This is a genomic window from Methylocystis sp. Uni0008, from assembly GCF_056838045.1.
Window position 1 is genome coordinate 83,296 of sequence record NZ_JBXEJH010000003.1, and the last position, 20,119, is coordinate 103,414.

The window sequence follows — 20,119 nt, forward strand, 5'->3', positions numbered from 1 at the left end:
CTTCGCTAGGCGATCGTTCCCTTCTAGAAATCCGATGCGTTGCGCAGACTCGGCCAATGGCCGCTCCTCGATTGGATGAATTAACAGTTTTGCCAGGTCCGGAGGCGCAGCCGCCGGAGAAGCCATTTCGATGAAGAGGACAGCCTGCTCCTGCGTCGTCCCTTGGTCTTCTCGGCCGCGCTGGCAAAACGGCGGGGCGCCATAATGCTCAGCCATCTCCCTGTTCGGCTGACCTGTGGGTCGGCGATAGGCTTCGATGACGGCGTCTTCCTATTGATAGGGACAAGAAGTTGGGCGGTGCCGCCTATCGCCTCGAGGCGCGCACGTGGCGCGCTAGGTCAATCGTAAGCCTCCGGCGAGAACCGTCTGGCGCTGAGCGCGCTGCGCTTGGATAGATTGCGCATGAATGGCGCGGTGATCGTGTCCATTTCTAATACAAGCGGACACTATCGCGGATGTCGGACGGCAAGGACGATGGTGGAGCGGCGCCCGGGCGCAGGCGTCGATCCTGGACCCTTGATGAGAAGCGCCGGATCATCGACGAGAGCCTGGAAGATGGCGCTTCGATCGCCGAGGTCGCGCGACGGCACGATCTTAACGCCAACCAGCTCTTCACCTGGCGTCGGCAGTGCGGCTTGGAGCCCGCCGAGCCGAAGAAGCTCGCGCCGATCCTACCGGTGACGATTGCTCCTGCGGCAGCGGCGGAAGAATCCGGGCTGGGATCAAGCGGCCAGATTGAGATCGTGCTCGCCGAGGGCGAACGGATCCTTGTGTGGTCGGACGTCGAGACGGCGGCGTTGACGCGTGTCTTGAAGGCGCTGTCGCGGCGATGATCCCGATACCGAGCGGCGTTCGGGTATGGATTGCAACGGGCCACACTGACATGCGGCGCGGCATGCAGGGGCTTGCGCTGCAAGTTCAGGAGAGTCTGAAGCGCGATCCTTATGTCGGCGATCTCTATATCTTCAGGGGCCGGCGCGGCGATCTGGCGAAGATCCTCTGGCACGACGGCATCGGGCTGTCTCTCTACGCCAAACGACTGGACCGCGGAAAGTTCATCTGGCCGTCGGCGTCAGGCGGCACGGTGTCGATCTCGGCGGCGCAGATGGCGTACATGCTCGAAGGGATAGACTGGCGGAATCCACAACTGACATGGCGACCCAAGAGCGCCGGATAATCTGCGCCGGATAATCGGCACGCGCTGGTGAAAAATGCGGGGCGCGTGCATTTTGGGGCGCCACAAATCGCTAAAATTATGATTCACTTCGTCTCATGGATGCCGCTCGCGCCGCTCTTGCCCGAGAAAACGCCGCCCTGAAAGCGGAGCTGGCGGTGGCGCGCGCGAAGGCTTCGGAAGATGCGGCGCTGATCGCGCAGCAGACGCTGCGGATCGCGAAACTGGAGCGTCAGGTTTACGGCCAGAAATCGGAACGCTCGGCGCGGTTGATCGATCAACTGGCGCTCGTGTTCGAAGAGCTGGAAGCGAGCGCGACAGAAGACGAATTGGCGGCGGAACAGGCAGTCGCCAGGGCGACCAATGTCCGCGGATTTACGCGCCGGCGCGCCGAGCGCGATACGTTCCCCGATCACTTGCCTCGTGAGCGCGTGGTGATTGATCCGCCGACAGCGTGCGAATGTTGTGGAGGCACGCGCCTGCGCAAGCTCGGCGAAGATGTCACGCGCACGCTGGAGACGCAGCCGCGTCAGTGGAAAGTGGTCGAGACGGTGCGGGAGAAGTTCACCTGCCGGGACTGCGAAAAGATCAGCCAGGCGCCGGCGCCGTTCCATTCAATACCACGCGCATGGGCGGGTCCGAGCCTGCTGGCGATGATCGTGTTCGAGAAGTTCGGACAGCACCAGCCGCTGAACCGCCAAGCCGAGCGTTACGCATTGGAAGGCGCGCCGATCGCGCTGTCGACGATGGCCGACGCGGTGGGCTCGGTCTGCACGGCGCTCGATCCGCTCCTCCGGCTGGTGGAATCTCATGTGATGGCGGCCGAACGCCTGCATGGCGACGATACGACGGTGCCGGTTCTGGCGAAAGGCAAGACCGACACCGGTCGGTGCTGGGTGTATGTTCGCGATGACAAACCGTTCGGCGGCGCCGGACCGCCCGCGGCGATGTTCTACTACTCGCGCGATCGGAAGGGCGAGCATCCACAAACCCATCTGGCGGGATACGCCGGCATCCTGCAGGCCGACGCCTACGACGGCTACAACAAGCTCTATCTGGCGGACCGAAAACCGGGACCTGTTCGCGAGGCCGCGTGTTGGGTGCACGCTCGCCGACCGTTCTTCGCCATGGCCGATCTTGAGGAGAACGCGCGTCGCAAGGCTGCGGGCAAGAAGGAGATACCTCTCTCGCCGATCGCGATCGAGGTCGTTCGCCGCATCGACGCGCTGTTTGCAATCGAACGCTCAATCAACGGCAAGAGCCCGGAGGAGCGCGTTGCGGTTCGACATGCCTCGAGCCGGCCTCTGGTCGACGATCTCCATGTCTACATGCGAGAGCAGGCGGCCAAGTTGTCGCGCGGGCATGACCTGGCTAAGGCGATCCAGTACATGCTGAAGCGCTGGGCGGCCTTCACGCTGTTCCTTAATGACGGACGTGTGTGCATGTCCAACAATGCCGCCGAGCGCGGCCTGCGCGGCATCGCTTTGGGAAGAAAATCGTGGTTGTTCTGCGGATCCGATCGCGGGGGGCAGCGCGCTGCGGCCATGTACGGCCTCATCGTGACGGCGAAAATGAACGGCGTTGATCCGCAGGCTTGGTTGGCCGACGTCCTGGCTCGCATCGCCGGGCATCCCGCGCACCGGCTTGATGAACTGCTTCCGTGGAACTGGCGCCGAGCAGCAGCGGCAGACCCGGCGATCGCGGCCTGACCATGCACGTCAACAAAGTTCACCGTGTGACAACCATCGATCGCGTCGCCGACGATCTCGGCGAGAGCATCGACTGGCTGTACGACGTCGCTATGGAAATGGATGCCGAGGACGGCGTGATCTGGGTCTACGGACTTGGCGACGAACAGCTCATGGCGTTCACGAACTTCGGCATCGAGACGCTCGTCGACCTGATCAAAATCCACAAAGACGACCCCACGCTTCTGAAGCGTTGAGAGAGCCAAACCCTTCATCCCAGCGGCCTACGCCGGATGGCTACGGTCAATCTGACCCACGGCCCCGCCGAAGAATGGCGATATGTCGGGGGCCCCATAGGGAAATTTCGCCACGCTCGCGAAGGTCAGTAAAAGCCCGAGAAACCGTTTCAGGTGAGAGACCGAGCAGATCGGCAATGTCATAGCGCGTAATGGGCAAAACCAGATCACTTTCGCCAAATTGGCCGAGTCTATCTCGGAAGTGCAACAGGAATTCTCGCACTCGCTCGGCCGCCGAGGTTGTTCTGACAAACAGCATCTGCTGCTCGAGCCTCTCAATTGCCGTGCAGGTACCGACCCGGATGAGCCGTGCGACTGACGGATCAGAATCCGCGAGAGCCTCCATCATAGTTCGCGGATAGCAAACGACCGTGGTGCCTTCCACTATCGACTGGACAGAGAACTTGTGCTCCTCCGTGGAAGAGAAGCCAAAGAAGTCGCTGGATAGGTAAATATCCACGATCTGCCGTCGCCCGTCGGCCTGAACTTGATATTTGCGAGCAGCGCCAGAGACAATGCGATACCACCAATCGCAGCGATGTTGGCATTCGAAGATGTGTTGGTTGCGGCGAAATGTGCGCACAATGCCAATTGAGCGAAGAACGCGCTTTGCGTCTCCAGTAGCGCATGGATCCAAATCTGAGTTGTTACATCTGGGAGAGTTAAACATAGACGTCTGGCCGAAAGTGGCACCGCCTCAAGGGGAGATGTCCATGACAAGGAGTATGAGAAAGCGTCGGATAAAGAGCAATTTGTGGAATCCCCTTACGGGGCTTTTCCGTAACGGACAAATCGTCTGTTGATAGTAGAGATCCGATCGGGCGCGCTTCGCGCCAACAGAACGTCAGGAATTATGCCGATTTTTGTTGGAGCGATGCCAAAAGGGATGCTGCTTCTCGACTGGACGATGTCCCACTTGCGCCGGCGAGCGCTGGGCCGCCCCCTTTATGGGATTGCCCGGAGGTCGCTCGCAAACGCTAGGGCGGCTGCTGGCACTATTCTTTCAGGCCCGCGAGAACCACGAGCTTGATCGCCTCAGCGATGGTCTTCACGCCGAGGCGTCGCAACATTCGCGAGCGATGGACCTCGACAGTCCGGACACTAATGCCAAGGTCGTGGGCTATTTCCTTGTGAGGCTGGCCGGCCGCAAGCCTGACAAGTACTTGGCGTTCCCGGTCGCTGAGACTCTGCAAACGCGCAGCCGCCTCCTCCCGCTCATCGGCAACCGCAGGGGATGCACTATCCTTAAGGTCGAATGTCTTCGAGCCACTGGAGACGTCCCTGCCTATGACGCCGATCGCGACTGGGCCTGTCGGAGGAAGATCGAGGCGATAGCAATCGAAGAGGAGGGGCCTTGCCTCTTTCGATTTAGTATCGAGAAGCCGGAGCACGCCGGTCCATCGCCCGTCGGATAGAATTCGATGCCACACGCCATAGCGCAACTGATCGCGATCGCCGATCGTCAGAAAATCGGCGATATGGAGTTCTGAGGCCTCGCGCATGTCAGCCAAGCCGACGTGTTGTAAGCCGGCGGGATTTACGAACAGCGGCCGGCCCTGAAGGGTCACGATACCGATGAAGTCGGTGGAGGTCTCGATGAGCTTCGCGAGGTATGCGTTGGGAGCGGTCCGCTCGCGCCTTCGCAGTTCCACCATGGCTTGGCTTGCAGCCATGCGCTGAAGTAGTGTCTCAACCTCTGTGGGGAAATCGGCACGTTCCGATGCGACGATGAGGATCGCCTCAGCGTGACAGCCAATAGGTGTGGCATGAACAGTGACATGATTTCCGCTGACGGGACTGACGATCTTGCCGCCGTCGGCGGCGGCGCCGAGGACGGAATTGCGGATGGTGGGAACGAATGCCGGCGAAAGACGCCCCTTGGGACTGCAAGCGAGCTCCACCATGACATGCAGCGTTGATATCGTCACATATGCGAAGTCGGCATGGAGAGTCTTTACAAGGACCGATGCGAGGCTTTCGGCGACGGCATCCTCGTCGAGGTCCTTCCAGTCCGACTGCAGAGCGGAGAGGCGGAAGAGGTCGTCGAGCGCACGCACCAGCTTTTCATTTTCCACTTCAGGCATTTGGGTCTCCACCGATCAGGCAGTCTGGCAGATCCTGGGATTCGGGCCGCCCGTTAGCGAGAAACAGGATCAGTCTTTCAGCGACCCAGATTGTGCGCTCCATGTCGCCAGGCGTAGCAGACACTATGGGCAGTTGCCAGAATGGAGACGCAGATTAAAATTACTGAAGGGTATGGCAACTACCAAAAGCGGGCGAGAGTCTCGAACCGGAGAGTGCGATCATGAGGTTGGGTACGACCGTGACTGTGAACGAGCAGCCGACCTATGTCCTTCTTGATGACCCCGCATCGGCTGTCGGAAATGATCTCATCGTCACCATCTTCGATTGGCAAGGAAGCGCTCCTGTCCGGGCCACTGTCGGGTGGGTGGCCCACGCCCAGAAAGGCGCTGAAATCGGACCGGACGAAAGTGAGGAGGTCGAAGTGGGCCTCGCGCTTGCTCAGGCCCGACACCTCCTGCAGCGCTACGGATTTCAGAAGATCGTGATCGTGCTTGAGCACGAAGATCTTTGGGATCCGGCATGGGGTGTTCTCGTTCGTTGTTGAAGCCCTGTCAGCAACGAATCAGGACGAGGCGCAAGGCGCACAAGCATCTTTTGTGCTCGGGCCGATGGCGTCGTCGACCTGGGCGAGGCTTTTAATTCCTCAATCTCATCCAGTCGCCGGTTGACTAGAGAACCGGAGAGGGCGCTTGACGGCTCGGATTCGAGCGGTTCCCCCTTTTTCGGAATAACTGACGGCCATCAGTGCTAGTCCGCTGGTGAGCTGTCATCGTGCTCTCTGCAATCTAAGCAACGGAGTTCGCCAGTGCGCGCTGCCAGCGAAATGGGAGGCGCCGGTTAATCCGTTTTCTCAAATGCGGCTTATGCAGCCGGATATGGCCCATGGGTGATATTGCGTGCTGCCCGTTCCAAGGCTGTAGGAATCGAGCGCGTCGGGCGAGCGCACAAAACAGCCGGCCAGGGTAATAGCCGATCAAATCAGCATACTGTCGGATGAGGTCGGCTAGCAGCGAGCTAGCGTGTCGGCTACGCAATGCCGATCGATACCGAAATGAACGAGCTTCAATTGACTATACCGCAACAAAGGAGAAATCGATGACGCGCATCAAATTGGAAAGGCCCCTGTTTTCTGCCGTGGCGCTGAGCCTGATGGTCGCGCATGCGGTTCCCGCGCCGGCGCAGAAGCAGCCCCAGCCGCAGGAGCAGTCGGCCACCGCGAAGTCGGCGCAGCCGGAGGTCGATTCGGACGTAGCCAAGAAGGCAGAAGAACAACGTAAGAAGATACTAGCTGACGCCGAGACAGCGCTGCAGGAGACGAAGAAGGCGCTGGTGTAAATGCCGATGTTAATTTCCCCAGAAGCGCCGGAGTAAAATTCCCCAGTTGGCGGGCGTGGCGATCAGCCGAGGTCTTGATCGGCGCCTCCGTTTTTTGGCGGGCGTCCGCGACGACGCAGGGTCGGCGGGATTGGCGCGGGTTGGATGCTGGCTTTCGTCCGAACATGTTCGGGCAAGAGGTCGGCGTGCTCGCGCAGGCGATAGCTCGAGCCTTCGATCTGGAAGACGACGGCGTGATGCAGGAGACGGTCGAGGAGCGCCGTGGCGACGACTGGATCGCCAAAGATCTCGCCCCATTCCGCGAAGCCGCGGTTCGAGGTGAGGATCATGGCGCCCCTTTCATAGCGGGCGTTGACGAGCTGGAAGAACAGATTGCCGCCGCCGGGCGTAACCGGCAGATAGCCGATCTCGTCGACGATCAGCAGCGAGAAGCGGCAGAAGTAACGGATCTTCTCCCGCAGCGCCCCTTCGCGTTCGGCCTTGGCCAATGTTGTGATGATGTCGGCGAGGCAGGCGAAGTAGACGCTGCGGCCGGCTTTAACCGCCTCGACGCCGAGCGCCAGGCTGAGATGGGTTTTGCCTGTGCCGGGCGGTCCGATGAGATGAACCGCTTCGGCGCGATCGATGAACTGCAATTCGGCGAGCGCCATGACGCGGCTCTTGTCGAGCGACGGCTGGAAGGCGAAGTCGAAGCCGGCGAGCGTCTTGACGGCGGACAGGCGCGCCATCTGGAGCGCCATCCGGACGCGGCGGTTCTCGCGTAGCGTCAGTTCTTCGGTGAGCAGAATGTCGAGCGCGTCGAGCGCCGTAGTCTCGCCACGCTCGATGCCGCGCAGGGTGATGTCGAGGATTTCGAGGGCGCGCGGCATTCTCAGGCCGACGAGATTGCGTTTGACGCGGTCGATGACGGCGGAGGGCGTTGCATTCATCGTGAGCCTCCCTGCATCGCCAGCCGGCGCCCCACCGCGTCATAGAAGGCCAGCGGGCGTCTCGCGGCGTGATCGCCGGCGCGCAGCATGAGGGACGGCAATGCGTCGGGCGGCCGGCGACGATACGCTTGCAACGGCATTCTGCGATGCGCCGGATCGAGACGTTTTTCGCCGCGGCCTTCGAGCGGCGCATGGGCGGCGATCAATTCGCCGTCCTCGAAGATGCGGATGGCGTCGGCGAAGACATGGACATCAAGGACGCGTCGCCGGGTCGTGTCCGGGACGCTGTAGAGATTGCCGCCGACGCTGACCATGCCTTCATGCGACGCGCGCCGCTCGAGCCGAAGCACCGCCTGATAGGGCGTCGACGGCACCGGCTTGAGCGACGCCTTCTCTTCGGCGAAAGCCTCATCGACGACGCGCCTGGTCGTGGCGTGGACCCTCGGATTGGCGATCGTATCGAGCCAGATTCGGAGCTGGGCGTTCAGGTCATCAAGATTGCGGAAGGCGCCGCCGAGGAAAAAGTCTTCCCGGATGTAGCGGAAGGGCCGCTCAACCTTGCCCTTCGTTTTGGCGCGGTAGGGTTTGCAGGCGCGCGGCTGAAAGCCGTAATGGCGCGCCAGATCCAGTAGCGCGCGATTGTAGACAACGAGGCCATCCGGGTCTTCCCCGATAACGGCCGTCTTCATGCGATCGTAGAGGATCTCGCGCGGGACGCCGCCGAGCGCCTCGAAGGCGGCCATATGGCAGCGTAGGACGCTTTGCATATCCTGGTGCAGGACGAAGCGCGCCCAGATGAAGCGGGAATGCCCCAGGACCATGGAAAAGAGCCAGACGATCCGCTTGACGCCGAGCTCGTCGAGGAACTCGACATCGAAGCGGGCGAAGTCGACCTGAGCCTGTTCGCCAGGCGGCGTCTCGAAGCGCACCTCGAAGCCTTTCGAGCGCGGCGGCCGAAGTTCGCGCAGGAAGTCGGTGACCGCAGTGTAGCCGCCGGCATATCCGCGATCCTTGATCTCTCGCCATAGCCGGCGGCCGCTCAGCGCCGGATAGGCGACGAGGCGCTCCCGCAGATAGGCCTCGAAAGTTGCGATCGCGCGTTCGCGCGGCGGCCGCGCCTTGTAGCTGGGCGCCGTCAGCCCCGCGGCGATGTGCTTGCGGACGGTCTTCCGGTCGATTCCGAGCTGGCGCGCGATCGCGGACACAGAGACGCCCTGACGATGTAATTCCAGGATCATGACAATTTCCCCGAGTTTGATCACCGAGCCCTCCCTTCCGCCAAGGGGAGCAGCATCGGCGAGTCGGCGCCGCCCGGCCTTCCAGGGCATGCCCTGGAAGGCCGGGCGTCACGAAAACTGGGGATTTTTCAATCGGCACATTTGGGGAGTTTACGACCGGCACTCACAGCTGGCGCTGCTCGATGAGAACAAGACCAAGGAAGCACTGGCGGCGCTCGAGTTGGCCACCGGCAAGCTCGAACTGCTTGTGGCGCGCGAACCGAAACTGGCGCTGGCGCCAGTGGACACGCACATCGTGATCCATGATCTCTATGTGGAACCCGAGGCCGTCAAAAGGGCCATCCAAGAAGCACGCAAGCAATTGGGCGACGGCGAAGTGCAGAAAGCCCGGCCGGTGGTGGCCAATCTAGCCAGCGAGGTCGTGCTCGTGACCAGCAATCTTCCGCTGTCGAGCTACCCGGCAGCTATCAAGTCTGCCGCGCGTCTGATCGACACGGACAAGGTGGACGAAGCCAAGGTCGCGCTACGAGCGGCGCTGAACACGTTGGTGGTTACCGAGCTGGCATTGCCTTTGCCCGTCCTGCGCGCAAACGTTCTGTTGAAAGATGCTGAAAAGCTCGTGGAAAATGACAAGCGTACCGAAAAGGATAACGAGGCGCTTTCCAAGCTGTTGGCGGAAGTCCGCACGCAGGTCCAAATGGCCGAAGTATTGGGCTACGGCAAAAAAGGCGACTTCCAGCCGATATATGAGCAGATCAAAGAGATCGAGCAGAAATCCGGCAGCGGTAAGAGCGGCAAAGGCTGGTTCGACAAGATTAAAAAGCAGGTCTCTGGACTGTTCTGACGCAGCGTCGGATTCACGAGCCGATCACGGGCTCGTGGATCTCAGCATGAAGCCAAACATGGCGTGAGGAGGATGGATGATGAGCGATCAACCCCAAACCACGGCGACGCAAGAGCGGCCGTCCGTCACACTGCCCGCCGTCCCCGAGCCCAAGTCGGAAGTCACCACGGCGGTACAACCGGAGGTGCAGAAAGAGGTGGAGCAGAAGACCGCTGACAAACGTAAGAAAACTCTCGAAGAAGCTGTCGCAGCGCTGAAGCAAACCAAAGAAGCGCTCGCGGCGCTGGACAGAAAAGATACGGATCGTGCCCTGCAAGCGCTTGCCGAGGTGACCGGTAAGCTCGAGCTGATCTTAGCCCGCGACCCGGAGTTGGCGCTTGCCCCCGTTGAGGTTCATACCGTTGTGCACGACCTTTTCGCCAGCACGGCGGTCATCGAAGACCTGATCGATGAGGCGCTACGCGCTCTCAAGAACGACGAGGTGCAAACGGCGCGCCGCTTGCTCGCCGGCCTAGCGAGCGAGATCGTGATCACCACGACGAACATTCCCCTGGTCACCTATCCGCAGGCCATCAAGGCGGTGGCGCCGTTGATCGACAGCGATGAGATCGACGAGGCCAGGGCGGCGCTGCAGGCCGTGCTCGGTACCTTGGTCGAAACCAGCGACATTATCTCCCTGCCGGTGCTGCGCGCGCGGCTGTTGCTCACGCAGGCAGAGCCCTTGGCGGAAACCGACAAGCGCTCGGAGCAGGAAGAGCAGCGGCTGGCCCAGCTACTCGGCGAAGTCCGCAATCAACTGCAAATGGCGGAGTTGCTGGGTTACGGCAAAAAGGGCGACTTCCGGCCAATCTATGAGCAGATCAAAGAGATCGAGCAGAAATCTGGCAGTGGCAAGAGCGGCAAAGGCTGGTTCCACAAGATCAAGGAACAGATCACAGAACTGTTCTGACGCACCATCGATGCAGCGCGGGACCGCCCTTCCTCCCGCCTGCGTTTTGTGCTCCGGCACCCAGCCTTTAAAGAAAGATGCAAGTCGAGAATCAACTAAAATGGATCTCGCGCGGCTCGATGTCCGTGTTGGTGCCGCCTCCAGCAAGGCGCTGGCACTCGAGAAGGGTTGGCCGCGAATTGTCGAGACTGCGCCACCAACACCGGTTGAAGCGGCCACAGCGGATCGACGCCTTGCTTCCGCCCGCGACGGACGATGCAGTGCGTAAACAGCGCGCGCTCAATTTCGACCTGATCAAGGACTATCTCGATGCCGTCTACAACCATGTGGCGCGAACTGACCTGCGGGACGGCGCCGGCGGGCGCACTCAGCATTCGTGATCTCGTCGACGCCGCCATTCTCAAGGAGGCTTGATAAATTTAAAACCAAGGCGCTGAATTCTCGGCCGCGAATGGCTGCCAAAACTCGCGATCGACACGATCGAGTCTGCCGCGCGCCGCCCAAGGGGTCAGTTTGGCTCGAGGCCAGGCCGTTCCTTTCACCCCAGAAGATAAACTTGGTCTTTCTCGGCGCCGTGGTCACATTTATCTGACGGTAACCTTGCTGAACCGAGAGACCGGCTCGAGCTTCGCAAGGAGGACGGGTTCCCCCGCTAAAGGCCTGCTAAAGGAGAAAAGAGAAATCTATAGCCTATCAGGCAATCGGCTTGCAGGAGGAAAGCGAAGCCCTTTCTGCAATTCAGCGCAACTCGGCGCATGGAACGACTTGATGACATTGAAAACGCCGGACGGGTGCGAAGAACTCGAAGGGAGAGCGACAATGATGCGCGGTCATAACCGGCAGCACTTTCCACCAAAGATGCCCGGAACGAATACGCGATCGCACGATGTGCCGAGTGCAACCATCTACCGTCCGGCACGTTCAGCGATGACATCGGCGCCACGGCCCCGTCGTTGGGTGCTGGAATTCGAGCCGACACGACCGCTGCAGATCGAGCCTCTGATGGGCTGGACGGCGAGCGACGACCCTTACCGGGTGATCCGACTCTTATTTCCGGATCGGGATAGCGCAGTTGAGTTCGCGGAACGCCAGGATTGGCGTTATTTCGTACGCGAAGACCCGCCAATGCATCGTCACCACAACCCATGGCGCGGGCATGAAGCGCATCGGCTATACAGGGGTGCAGACGTCGCGCACCGCATCCCAACGGATGACCGCTCGACATTGGACCGTCGGCTGCACCGCAGGGTCAATGCCGAGGACACCCGGCATTTTTGCTCCTCGCGGGAAGACGCTGGTCTCGACCCAGTTCTCCAGGCAGACCGAGAGTCCTTTCCGGTTTCGGATCCTCCGGCATGGACGGTTGTTACTGCGGCGGGCAAGCGGTCGGAGAGATGATTTCTTGATTCTGTAGGGCCTCACCGGGATAAATCATGATAGGTGTTTTGAGCGGGTCCTTCGAGGCGGATAGGGGCCCACGTAACATTGACTGATTTGCCGGCCATTCGAAGAACGAAGGCCGATGAAGCACCGCTACTATAGCGTCGAATTCAAACGTCGGGTCGAACGGAAATATCTCGACGGCGAAACGCTGCAAGGTCTCTCGAACCGCCACGACAGGACGAGTTGAAACTATTCCGAGTACAGGTCCAATAAAGGCAAGCGGTATGGCTGCAAGCATGGGCGCCGCCAAGTCGTTTCGATCAGGGCGGCAGTTTGGGGCCTGGCTTGGCCTTTAGTCCCGCGAAAGAACTCAAGTGGGGAAAGATCGACTTGGCAGGATATCAAAGCAGGGCAATATTGCTACACAAGTTGCGCGCGAAGGCCGAAGACCGGCCGCATCCGGAATGGCATCCTTCGCCCCTTGATCAGCGAGCGCTGCCCAGACACGACTAGCGATGCACGGCCTCTGTCGTGCGGGCGCTCCGTGGAGAATCTGGGCCAGAGCGTATCCTTCGGTGCTGGAAGGCGATTGTGCCATCGAAGCCCAGGATCAAACATCTAGCTCGCTCCGGCAGGGCGTCTCCGCCGGAATCGCCTGTCCTTCGAATTTCGGGTCAGTTGGCGGTTCACGTAGCCATGATCCGAAGGAACAAGGCGATGCAGGGATTAACCGGCTTTTTGGAAACTGCAACGCTGCTCGTCTGCGGCGCGTTCGCACTGGTTACCCTATGCTCCCGGCTCGGCGCGCCGAGCATTAGCGGTTATGTTCTGACAGGGCTCCTGATGGGGCCGACCGGCTTAGGGTTGATCGCCGAAAGTGGCGCGCTTAATGCCATCGGAGAGATCGGGGTTATCCTGCTTCTGTTCACGCTTGGCCTTGAGTTTTCGTTGGAGAAGCTCGTTTCGCTCAGGCGGCTAATATTCGGAGTAGGCGCAGCGCAGGTCTTGCTCACCACAATCTTCGTCGCAGGAATTGCGGATGTTTTTACGGGCCTTCATCTCATCCCTTCGATACTTGTAGGCGGTGCTGTGTCGATGTCCTCAACGGCTCTCTGCCTCAAGGTGCTCACCAAAGCGGGCTCGCTAGGCTCCCCTCACGGTCGAATCGCGATTGCCATCCTCCTATTTCAAGATCTAGGTGCGGTGGCGTTCCTCCTCTTCCAGGATGCTGTAACAGGTAGCGATGGACATGGGTTGTTGGCGTTCTTCGGAGGCGCTGGCGCTCTGGTCGCCGTGCTTTTCGCGGCACGAGGACCGCTGCAATGGTTAGCGAGGTGGATCGCAGACTGCGGCGACTCGGAACTGGCACAACTTCTTGCCCTGGCTGTCGCGCTCGGCGCGGCTATCGCCGCAGTCGCGGTTAAGCTCTCGCCTGCAATAGCCGCTTTCGCGGCTGGGATGACCATCAGCGAAGGCGATGCGCGCCATGTGGTGGAGAGGGAAATTCGACCGTTTCGAGATCTGTTTGTTGGCATTTTCTTCATAGGCATCGGAACGCAGTTACAGCTCTCGACCCTCCCTGCGGTTTGGCCTACCGTTCTGATCTGGCTTTGCGCCCTCATAATCGGAAAGTTCTTGATCGTAACAGCTATTCTGTATTTGTTCGGTGAACAGGTAGGAACGGCGATGCGGACCGGCGCCATCCTCGCGCACGGCGGCGAGTTTGGACTGTTGCTCCTGTCGGCCTCGATGGCCTCCGGCTTTATTACGTCTGGTTTTGGAGGCCCCCTCTTGCTTGCACTAGGGATCAGCATGCTTGGAGCGAGCCTTTTGGTAAAATGGGCCGGTACTGAATAGGTTGCGCAAAGGTCACGTATCAAACGATTGTGATGGAACTACAGGTCGGCGTTGGAGCCTGGGTTTGTGTGACGAAGTAAGCCGCGCCGACAACTCCATACCCTTTTTCGAGAGGCGTCTCCTCTCGTTCGAGGTGGGGGCTCCTCGAATGATCCAGGGCGCGCCTTTGCATGCCTGCGCCGCCGGAAGGGGTGCCCTCGCTATGAAGCGGCGGAGTGTCGTGGTACTGAGCGTGAGCGCGGTCGCCCCTCATCGAGCGTCGCCTCGCCACGTTCAAGTGTGGGCGATTAAGCGACCTTTACGTCGCTCGCGCCTGACAATTGCTCGGCCTTGCGTCTCTGGACATAGGTCGTTGCGCCGATCATCACGCCCGCGATGATGAGGCCACTGATCGCGATCATTGTAAACAAGAAGGCGGATCGATGGAGAAAGGCCATAACGGGAACGCAAAGCGCGAGAGCCGCTCCGACGAGACAAATTTGCCACGCTTTTGCGTGAACGCCAGCGACAAAAGTGGCTAGCGCAAGAATGGTCATCAGATTGAGGCCGATGGCGTTATTGTCTACCACGCCACGCACCAAATCGGAGTGAACGAGCCCCATCGCGACCAGAACGGCGAACCAGTGTAGTATCTGGGTCCAGACAAGTTCGACGCGCTTCTCTCGAGTTTCGGCGCGGCGCCAGCCGACGTTGATGCAGATCGCGCAATAAAGGGGCGTTACGATTTCCCATAAAAAGAGCGATGGCTTTCCCGTGAAGATAGTGATTCCGATTCCGAGCGCCGCCATGACCAGCATGAGAATGTAGGGCAACTCTAGCTTAACGACATCGAGAAGCAACACCTCCGGGGGTTCTGTGGCGATTTCTTTCAATCCGTGTTCGAGCATCGTCATCAGGCCGTTTTCGTCTTCCTTCGTGACGACGGTCTTATTCTGTTGTTCGGCAGGGTTCTGAACGTTCGTCATTTCGGGGCCTCCGCTGACTCTACCTGGCTATGGCGCTTAGCCGATCCGAAGTTTTTAATTCACCGGGCGGCGTCTAGCGACCTAACTCGGTCGATGAAGCGTCCGCATGCGGGGTTGTGATGCATTCCAAAATAATCCGAGGTTTGCGCGCCCACAAGCTACACGCAAACCGCTCGCCAAGGGATCAATTCGATGCGACGCAAGAAATGAATTGCATCGATGGCACAGGAGAACGAAAGCGCGTCGCGTCGGGCAGCAATTACGCATACGGAGTGACTAAACTCCTGCTGTTCAAGGAGCGCCATTGTCGAACAGCGGTCGCCGTCTCTTACGTCCTTGCTGGCGCTAGGCGCAGCGTTCGACAAGACCATCGGCGAGGGCGGCGACGATACGCCCCTCATGAGGGGTCACCGGGAAGCCATGCACAGCCAGTCCGTCGCTCCCGCGGTCCCGGCTTGACCGTGAGGTCTCGATGCCGGTTGCGCGAATCTGTTCCTGGTCCGTCTCAGTAGGCGCGGTGTCAGTTGTTCGCCGGGCGAGGTATGGCGCGACAATGTACGTGAGGCAATACGGACTCTCATGCTGATTGTCGCGCGGCAGGCGAGGCACCGAATGTGAGCAATGCGTGGCATAAGAGGAAGACAAGGTTGTCTTTGCGCTTAACTGCAAGAATGCGCCGGTTCGCGCGCGTTGCTGCAGCTTATTGGGGAATCTCCAGCCGCGACATTATCGTAAGCGTCCACCGGACGCCGTGTAGCGACGGCGGCTACGACGTGTGAAGATCGATATCTCCGCTGGGAGGATCGATTGCAGTCTGAACATATGTCTGGACACTGAACGTTCCGAGTTTTTGAAGCGAGTCCCGCGCGGACCGCTATGGTCGCTACAGCGAAGGATCGTATCGTTGCGGAGGCGTCGGCGGCGGAGGCGAGACGCCGCAGCGGCATTTCAGGTGGCGGCGCGACGCGCCGAGCAAGGCGGAGGTGCCGACCCGGGCGGTCTTTTGTTGAACTCGCGCCGACAACGGCGAGCGCGCCAGCTCCTTCGACGGCCGGCGCGTCCTGCGAGATCGTCATAGCGGACATTGTGCTGCGGATCGGTTCGGATGTGACGGCGAGCCTCGCTTGCCGTCGCCCAGTATCTTCGCCACGGGAGCTTCAGATTGTCGTAGAGAATCGAAAGCGGAACGCCGCCGAAAAAAGCGAAGGCCGAGACATGGCCATGGAAAAAGGGCTCCGTCGTCTAGCGCGGATTGAACGCCAATCTGATTTTCAATGGCTACGGCGTTCGCGCGAAGGCTGGCTGGATCGTCGGCGCGCGCCGGCGAAAGAGACCGCGGCCGCACAGACCTTCGTTGCCGTTGAGGTGCTGGAGTTGAAGCCAACTCTGGTGAGCTCGGCTCTCGGCTCTGGCGCCGTCGTCGTTACCGGTCGCGAAGATGGGCCGCCACGCCAGCGCGGGGGGCGCGCAAGAGCCTGCGGCGCGGTGTGATGGAAGTTAGCCTGCCGAATGGCGCGCGCTTGTCGCTCGACGCAGATGTGGACACGGAAGCACTGCGCCGCGTGTTGTCTGCGCTGGGTGATCTTTGATGCTTCAGTTCGCGCCGGGTGTCGGGTGTCGCGTTGCACTAAATTGCAAGAATGCGCTGGTTCGCGCACGTTACTGCAGCTTATTTGAGAATTTTTTGGCGAGATATTATCAATTATGCTGCAATAATGATAATGTCGTGGTCTCGGGTGGACTGCCGAGCATGGTCGCGGCGAGTTCGCTAAAGCGTGTGCGGTTTTGACCAATGGTGTTGCATTGGAGCCATACCAGCATGGCCGGTCCCTGGCGTTCGACGATCGATACTCCCGCGAGCAGCGCCGGGCGCAGCCAAAGTGGTAGGATCGGGTTTGCCGGGGAAGGCAGTGAGATCTCACCGTCCACGACGGCGTCGATTTCCGGAACGATGGCGCCAAGCAGCCGGATGTTACCGCTGCGTTTCAAATGCGTTGTTCGTGGATTGCGTCGCATCAATAGGAGGCGCGCCAGCTCCGTTGACGACGCCCAGGTTCGAACGCCGCGTTCTACTTCATCGTCGATCAGACGTTGGCCTTCGAACGCGTCAGTCCAATAGGCCGCGAAGGGGGAGGGGGTTGATCGCTTGTCGCTATCGATAAGCGGCGAACCACACTGTACGCAAGTGAGACGCCATCCGATAAGTTGACTTCGTCGCACAGGCTCTGGCCCATTCGAATTCGCTTGACACGAGCAATTCGCACAGAACTGCATTGACTTTGCAGCGATCCATCGATGCGACTCTGGGGACAATTTTGCAAAACTCATTTGCCGAACGACGGTCGCGTCCGTTCTGAACACGTGAGCTATGCGAGCGGCTTGTTCGGCGGTCAGGCGGAGATCGATCGCGCGCATCGCCGAAGCGTCAGCCAGACAATGCCGAAGCATGGTGACAGGCGGAACGCCATAAAAGACGGCGTGCCGACAGATCCATGACGACAAAAGCTCATCCGTCAGGGGTGGAAGCACGACCGGCAGTTGGCCGCAACGAGGAAGTTTCGGCGTCATGCGAACGCCGCTTCCATATCGAGTTCCGGCCGCCAACTCTCAACGGCCTCGTCGCAGATTTGCTCTCTTCCAGTTTCAACCGCCTCGACGGCGAGACTGTTGATCAAATGGAAGACGTTTGCCGTGATGCCTTCGGTCACCTGCAGCATCCAACGCAATGATTTCGGGCTGAGCACGGAAGGATTACGTAGCGGCGTGTTGCGCAGAATGGACGCGACGAGCGATTCAAATTGTTCATCCGCCGCCCAACGGTTCAGCGTGAACTGTTCAAACCGGCGGGCGAGTTGAACGTCACCGCTGATGGCTTCGCGCGCTTCGTTGACGCCAAAGCAAACAAGCGAGATTTGAAGGCGATTGCTCAAGAATCGAAGGGTGTTCAGCACGACCCTCTGTTCGCGATAGGAGCCAGCGAGAATATTGTGGACTTCGTCGATAACGAGCACCTGGACGCCGATCGCCTCCATGATCCGCAATGCAGACTGCTCCATCTGCGCAATGTCTGCGCGGGGGCGCTGTGGCGCGCCGAGAAGCGTGAGCAGTTCAGCATAGAAGCGGCGTTCTCCAGGTCGACTGGTCATCTCCATCGCGAGCACAGGCGTTCGGAGCGCTCCTGTGACCGCATTGAAGCCCGGCGGGTGTTCGTCACGGAATCGCTTCATGATCATGGTTTTGCCCATGCCGCTGTCGCCATAAATCGCAACGGACGGCATCCTCGTTCCCCGAGGGTGATCGAGTAGGAGCCCCAACCGATCGAGCGCCTGTTTCGCCCGCGGATACAGCACCCACCGGCGCGATTTGATTGCGCGGATGCGACGTTCGTCGGTTTCCGAAAGAAGCGCTGCGGCGGCCGGCGTCAGATGGGAGCTTACATCATTCATGTGAGCATCCGTTCAGTCCGTGTCTTCAACAAAGGGCACAGGCTCCCGGGAATCGACGCCGCGCAGCGAGCCCCAGCCGTTGCGATCTCCCTTGGATTTTGAACCGGGGGCCTTTCCGCGTCGAGCCGCTTTTGTTTTCCTTGTCGCGGTGTCAACAAGTTCTCGTTGAGCCATCGCGGTGCGGATGATCGAGCGCATATCGACCTCGCGGCGCCCTTGCGCGAGCAGGGTGCGGCGCGCCGTCAACGCTTCGCGCAGGGTCACCGACGGCAAGGTCACGTCGGCGTAACGCGCTTCGACAAAATTCCCGGAGGGGCGCCGAATAAAGATTCGCGACATGTCTCGTGGATCATACTTTACCAAGAGCCGTCGTTTAGTTCTGCCGACATCGGCGCTGAGCGCCGGGGACCAGTATCGCAAATTGAACAGATGGATGCCGTCCGGGCGCAATGTACGTTCCTCTTCAGGCAGAAACGTCAACCAGAAGCGCATCCGATCGTGCGGCAAGCGGAGCGGAATGTCTCCCTCGTGCTCTCGCCAGACGGCGATTGGCGGACGACACAAACCGCTATGAATCGATTGATGGTATGATCCGACGATTTCCAGAGCAATATACCGCTCGACTTCACGTAACGTTAGTGCCGAGCTTGCCTTTGGATCATATTCGCCACGCTCTGCAATGTTGCTAGATGTGGAGCCGGGCAGGAGGTGAACGGTGCCCATCTGCGTTCCGATCAGACGTTCGATATGTCCGCCATAGTGCGGCGTGCGCCGTGGCCTCCACTGAATCTTTGTGCCGGCGTCTTCGCAGCCTCGGATAAAGGCGCGGCTACGAAATTCGGGGCCGTTATCGACATGCAGCATTGCCGGCAGTCCCGCGACCGGCCAGAGCTCGTCGATGTCCCGATCCTTCAGCCAAGCGGATTTGTCGAAGACCGAGTGAAGCAGACAAAGACTCACGGACAAACGGGACGGCGCGTCCATTGTAAGATAGAAGCCGGTCACCATGCGGCTGAACACGTCAATCGCCAGCGTCAGCCAGGGACGGCCGATTGGTTCGCGCGTTTCTTCATCGACGACGATAATGTCCGCTCTGGTGTGATCAACCTGGACAATTTCCAATGGCTGTGACGCACGCAGTTCCCCGGGCGTCGGCGTTGTCGCCTTTACGATCGTCGTTTCTCCACGTCGCTGTGCTCGCCGTTGAAGGTCGATGCTTTCCAAACGATTTTTGATTGTGCGCCAATTCGGCGCCTTAAAGCCGGCAGCGAGGCATTTGGTTTGCACTTCACGAACCAGTCGCGAGAAGGGCGGCCGTGTTGGCTTTAGATAGAAGCGCGAGATTGTCGCGCGGATAATTTCATCCCGCTCCTTGTCCAGCGTGTGATGATCTTTCCGCCGTCCGCGCTTGCGATCGACCAGCGCGGAGACGGTTCCTCCCTTTCGAAACAGCCGGACTAATCGATAGGCCGTGGCCTGGCTCACGCCGAGCACGGTCGCGAGCTCCAAAATCTCGTCGATTGTCGATCGATCTGGTCGCCGGCGCACAAATTCGCGTATCGCGTCCGCGCGGCGGCGCGCTTCTTCCCAGTCCTGCGGCGCCGCTTCGTCAGGAAACGGATCAGGCATTGGGCTCACCAGACCGGCGCATGTGAGGCTGTCCAATTATCAAATAAGGTGCAGCAAGCGCCGCCATATTATCAAATATCATACAAATTATCAAATTAAGCGCAAAGATAAGCTATTGAAAAATATGATTCCTGATTCTGCCATTTAAATACAGCGCGACAAAGCCTTACAATCTTCAATCAATTCGTGATGCGCTTGCGGGCACTGACATTTAGTCCAAGAAGCGACGCTAACATTTAGTCCAAGAAAATCGAAGAATGAGCTTCTTTAAGCCCATTCTTCGCAAGGGGTTCGCGATGCT

19 protein-coding genes and 1 pseudogene are annotated in these 20,119 nt (G+C 59.7%); 12 read left to right on the plus strand and 8 right to left on the minus strand.

The window, feature by feature from the left end:
* Positions 1-455 precede the first annotated feature (455 nt).
* From tnpA to AC0X69_RS22205, 4 genes are all read left to right on the plus strand, one after another.
* Positions 456-833, plus strand: a complete 378-nt coding sequence (tnpA, locus tag AC0X69_RS22190; RefSeq protein WP_482613884.1) for an IS66-like element accessory protein TnpA — start codon at positions 456-458, stop codon at positions 831-833.
* Positions 830-1,177, plus strand: coding sequence for an IS66 family insertion sequence element accessory protein TnpB (gene tnpB / locus AC0X69_RS22195; RefSeq protein ID WP_434500965.1), 348 nt, complete (start codon positions 830-832; stop codon positions 1,175-1,177). The genes tnpA and tnpB overlap by 4 nt, the downstream gene beginning before the upstream one ends.
* A gap of 95 nt (positions 1,178-1,272) precedes the next feature.
* Positions 1,273-2,883 carry an IS66 family transposase gene (gene tnpC / locus AC0X69_RS22200; protein ID WP_482613883.1) on the plus strand — a complete coding sequence of 537 codons (1,611 nt, stop codon included), beginning with the start codon at positions 1,273-1,275 and terminating at the stop codon, positions 2,881-2,883.
* A gap of 2 nt (positions 2,884-2,885) precedes the next feature.
* Positions 2,886-3,119, plus strand: a complete 234-nt coding sequence (locus AC0X69_RS22205) for a hypothetical protein (protein ID WP_292529016.1) — start codon at positions 2,886-2,888, stop codon at positions 3,117-3,119.
* A gap of 46 nt (positions 3,120-3,165) precedes the next feature.
* On the opposite strand, the gene AC0X69_RS22210 is transcribed toward AC0X69_RS22205, so the two are convergent.
* Positions 3,166-3,741: a helix-turn-helix domain-containing protein gene (locus AC0X69_RS22210; RefSeq protein WP_482614036.1), complete on the minus strand. Its 576-nt coding sequence runs from the start codon at positions 3,739-3,741 to the stop codon at positions 3,166-3,168.
* 412 nt (positions 3,742-4,153) lie between these two features.
* Positions 4,154-5,242 carry a LuxR C-terminal-related transcriptional regulator gene (locus AC0X69_RS22215; RefSeq protein WP_482614038.1) on the minus strand — a complete coding sequence of 363 codons (1,089 nt, stop codon included), beginning with the start codon at positions 5,240-5,242 and terminating at the stop codon, positions 4,154-4,156.
* A gap of 221 nt (positions 5,243-5,463) precedes the next feature.
* Here AC0X69_RS22215 and AC0X69_RS22220 point away from each other — a divergent pair, with 221 nt between their 5' ends.
* Positions 5,464-5,787 carry a hypothetical protein gene (locus AC0X69_RS22220; RefSeq protein ID WP_482614039.1) on the plus strand — a complete coding sequence of 108 codons (324 nt, stop codon included), beginning with the start codon at positions 5,464-5,466 and terminating at the stop codon, positions 5,785-5,787.
* Between the two features lie 551 nt (positions 5,788-6,338).
* Positions 6,339-6,578, plus strand: coding sequence for a hypothetical protein (locus AC0X69_RS22225; protein ID WP_482614040.1), 240 nt, complete (start codon positions 6,339-6,341; stop codon positions 6,576-6,578).
* A gap of 62 nt (positions 6,579-6,640) precedes the next feature.
* Here the strand turns inward: AC0X69_RS22225 and istB are convergent, their stop codons facing one another.
* A complete protein-coding gene (istB, locus tag AC0X69_RS22230; protein WP_482607322.1) occupies positions 6,641-7,507 on the minus strand; it encodes an IS21-like element helper ATPase IstB in 867 nt (288 codons plus the stop codon).
* Positions 7,504-8,769, minus strand: coding sequence for an IS21 family transposase (gene istA / locus AC0X69_RS22235; protein WP_482609828.1), 1,266 nt, complete (start codon positions 8,767-8,769; stop codon positions 7,504-7,506). The genes istB and istA overlap by 4 nt, the downstream gene beginning before the upstream one ends.
* Positions 8,770-8,833: 64 nt before the next feature.
* Here istA and AC0X69_RS22240 point away from each other — a divergent pair, with 64 nt between their 5' ends.
* The 6 genes and pseudogenes from AC0X69_RS22240 to AC0X69_RS22265 all read left to right on the plus strand — a co-directional run bounded on the left by AC0X69_RS22240 (position 8,834) and on the right by AC0X69_RS22265 (position 13,778).
* Entirely contained in the window at positions 8,834-9,589 is a 756-nt protein-coding gene (locus AC0X69_RS22240) for a YfdX family protein (RefSeq protein WP_482614041.1), read from the plus strand.
* Positions 9,590-9,665: 76 nt separating this feature from the next.
* Positions 9,666-10,538: a YfdX family protein gene (locus tag AC0X69_RS22245; protein WP_482614043.1), complete on the plus strand. Its 873-nt coding sequence runs from the start codon at positions 9,666-9,668 to the stop codon at positions 10,536-10,538.
* A 233-nt stretch (positions 10,539-10,771) separates the two neighbouring features.
* Positions 10,772-10,918: a hypothetical protein gene (locus AC0X69_RS22250; protein WP_482614044.1), complete on the plus strand. Its 147-nt coding sequence runs from the start codon at positions 10,772-10,774 to the stop codon at positions 10,916-10,918.
* Between the two features lie 439 nt (positions 10,919-11,357).
* Positions 11,358-11,936, plus strand: a complete 579-nt coding sequence (locus AC0X69_RS22255) for an NADH dehydrogenase ubiquinone Fe-S protein 4 (RefSeq protein ID WP_482614062.1) — start codon at positions 11,358-11,360, stop codon at positions 11,934-11,936.
* A 224-nt stretch (positions 11,937-12,160) separates the two neighbouring features.
* Positions 12,161-12,337: pseudogene (locus tag AC0X69_RS22260) on the plus strand (transposase); the annotation flags it as partial.
* Positions 12,338-12,617: 280 nt separating this feature from the next.
* Positions 12,618-13,778: a cation:proton antiporter domain-containing protein gene (locus tag AC0X69_RS22265; protein ID WP_482614045.1), complete on the plus strand. Its 1,161-nt coding sequence runs from the start codon at positions 12,618-12,620 to the stop codon at positions 13,776-13,778.
* Positions 13,779-14,065: 287 nt separating this feature from the next.
* Here the strand turns inward: AC0X69_RS22265 and AC0X69_RS22270 are convergent, their stop codons facing one another.
* The 4 genes from AC0X69_RS22270 to AC0X69_RS22285 form a co-directional block, all read right to left on the minus strand.
* Positions 14,066-14,743, minus strand: a complete 678-nt coding sequence (locus AC0X69_RS22270) for a hypothetical protein (RefSeq protein WP_482614046.1) — start codon at positions 14,741-14,743, stop codon at positions 14,066-14,068.
* A gap of 1,698 nt (positions 14,744-16,441) precedes the next feature.
* Positions 16,442-17,311 carry a TniQ family protein gene (locus AC0X69_RS22275; RefSeq protein ID WP_482613871.1) on the minus strand — a complete coding sequence of 290 codons (870 nt, stop codon included), beginning with the start codon at positions 17,309-17,311 and terminating at the stop codon, positions 16,442-16,444.
* Positions 17,308-18,189 (minus strand): TniB family NTP-binding protein, encoded by an 882-nt coding sequence (locus AC0X69_RS22280; RefSeq protein ID WP_482613872.1) that lies wholly within the window; start codon positions 18,187-18,189, stop codon positions 17,308-17,310. Before AC0X69_RS22280 ends, AC0X69_RS22275 begins: the two co-directional genes overlap by 4 nt.
* A 12-nt stretch (positions 18,190-18,201) precedes the next feature.
* Complete coding sequence (locus AC0X69_RS22285) at positions 18,202-19,698, minus strand: TnsB C-terminal domain-containing protein (RefSeq protein WP_482613873.1); 1,497 nt, start codon at positions 19,696-19,698, stop codon at positions 18,202-18,204.
* Between the last annotated feature and the right edge of the window lie 421 nt (positions 19,699-20,119).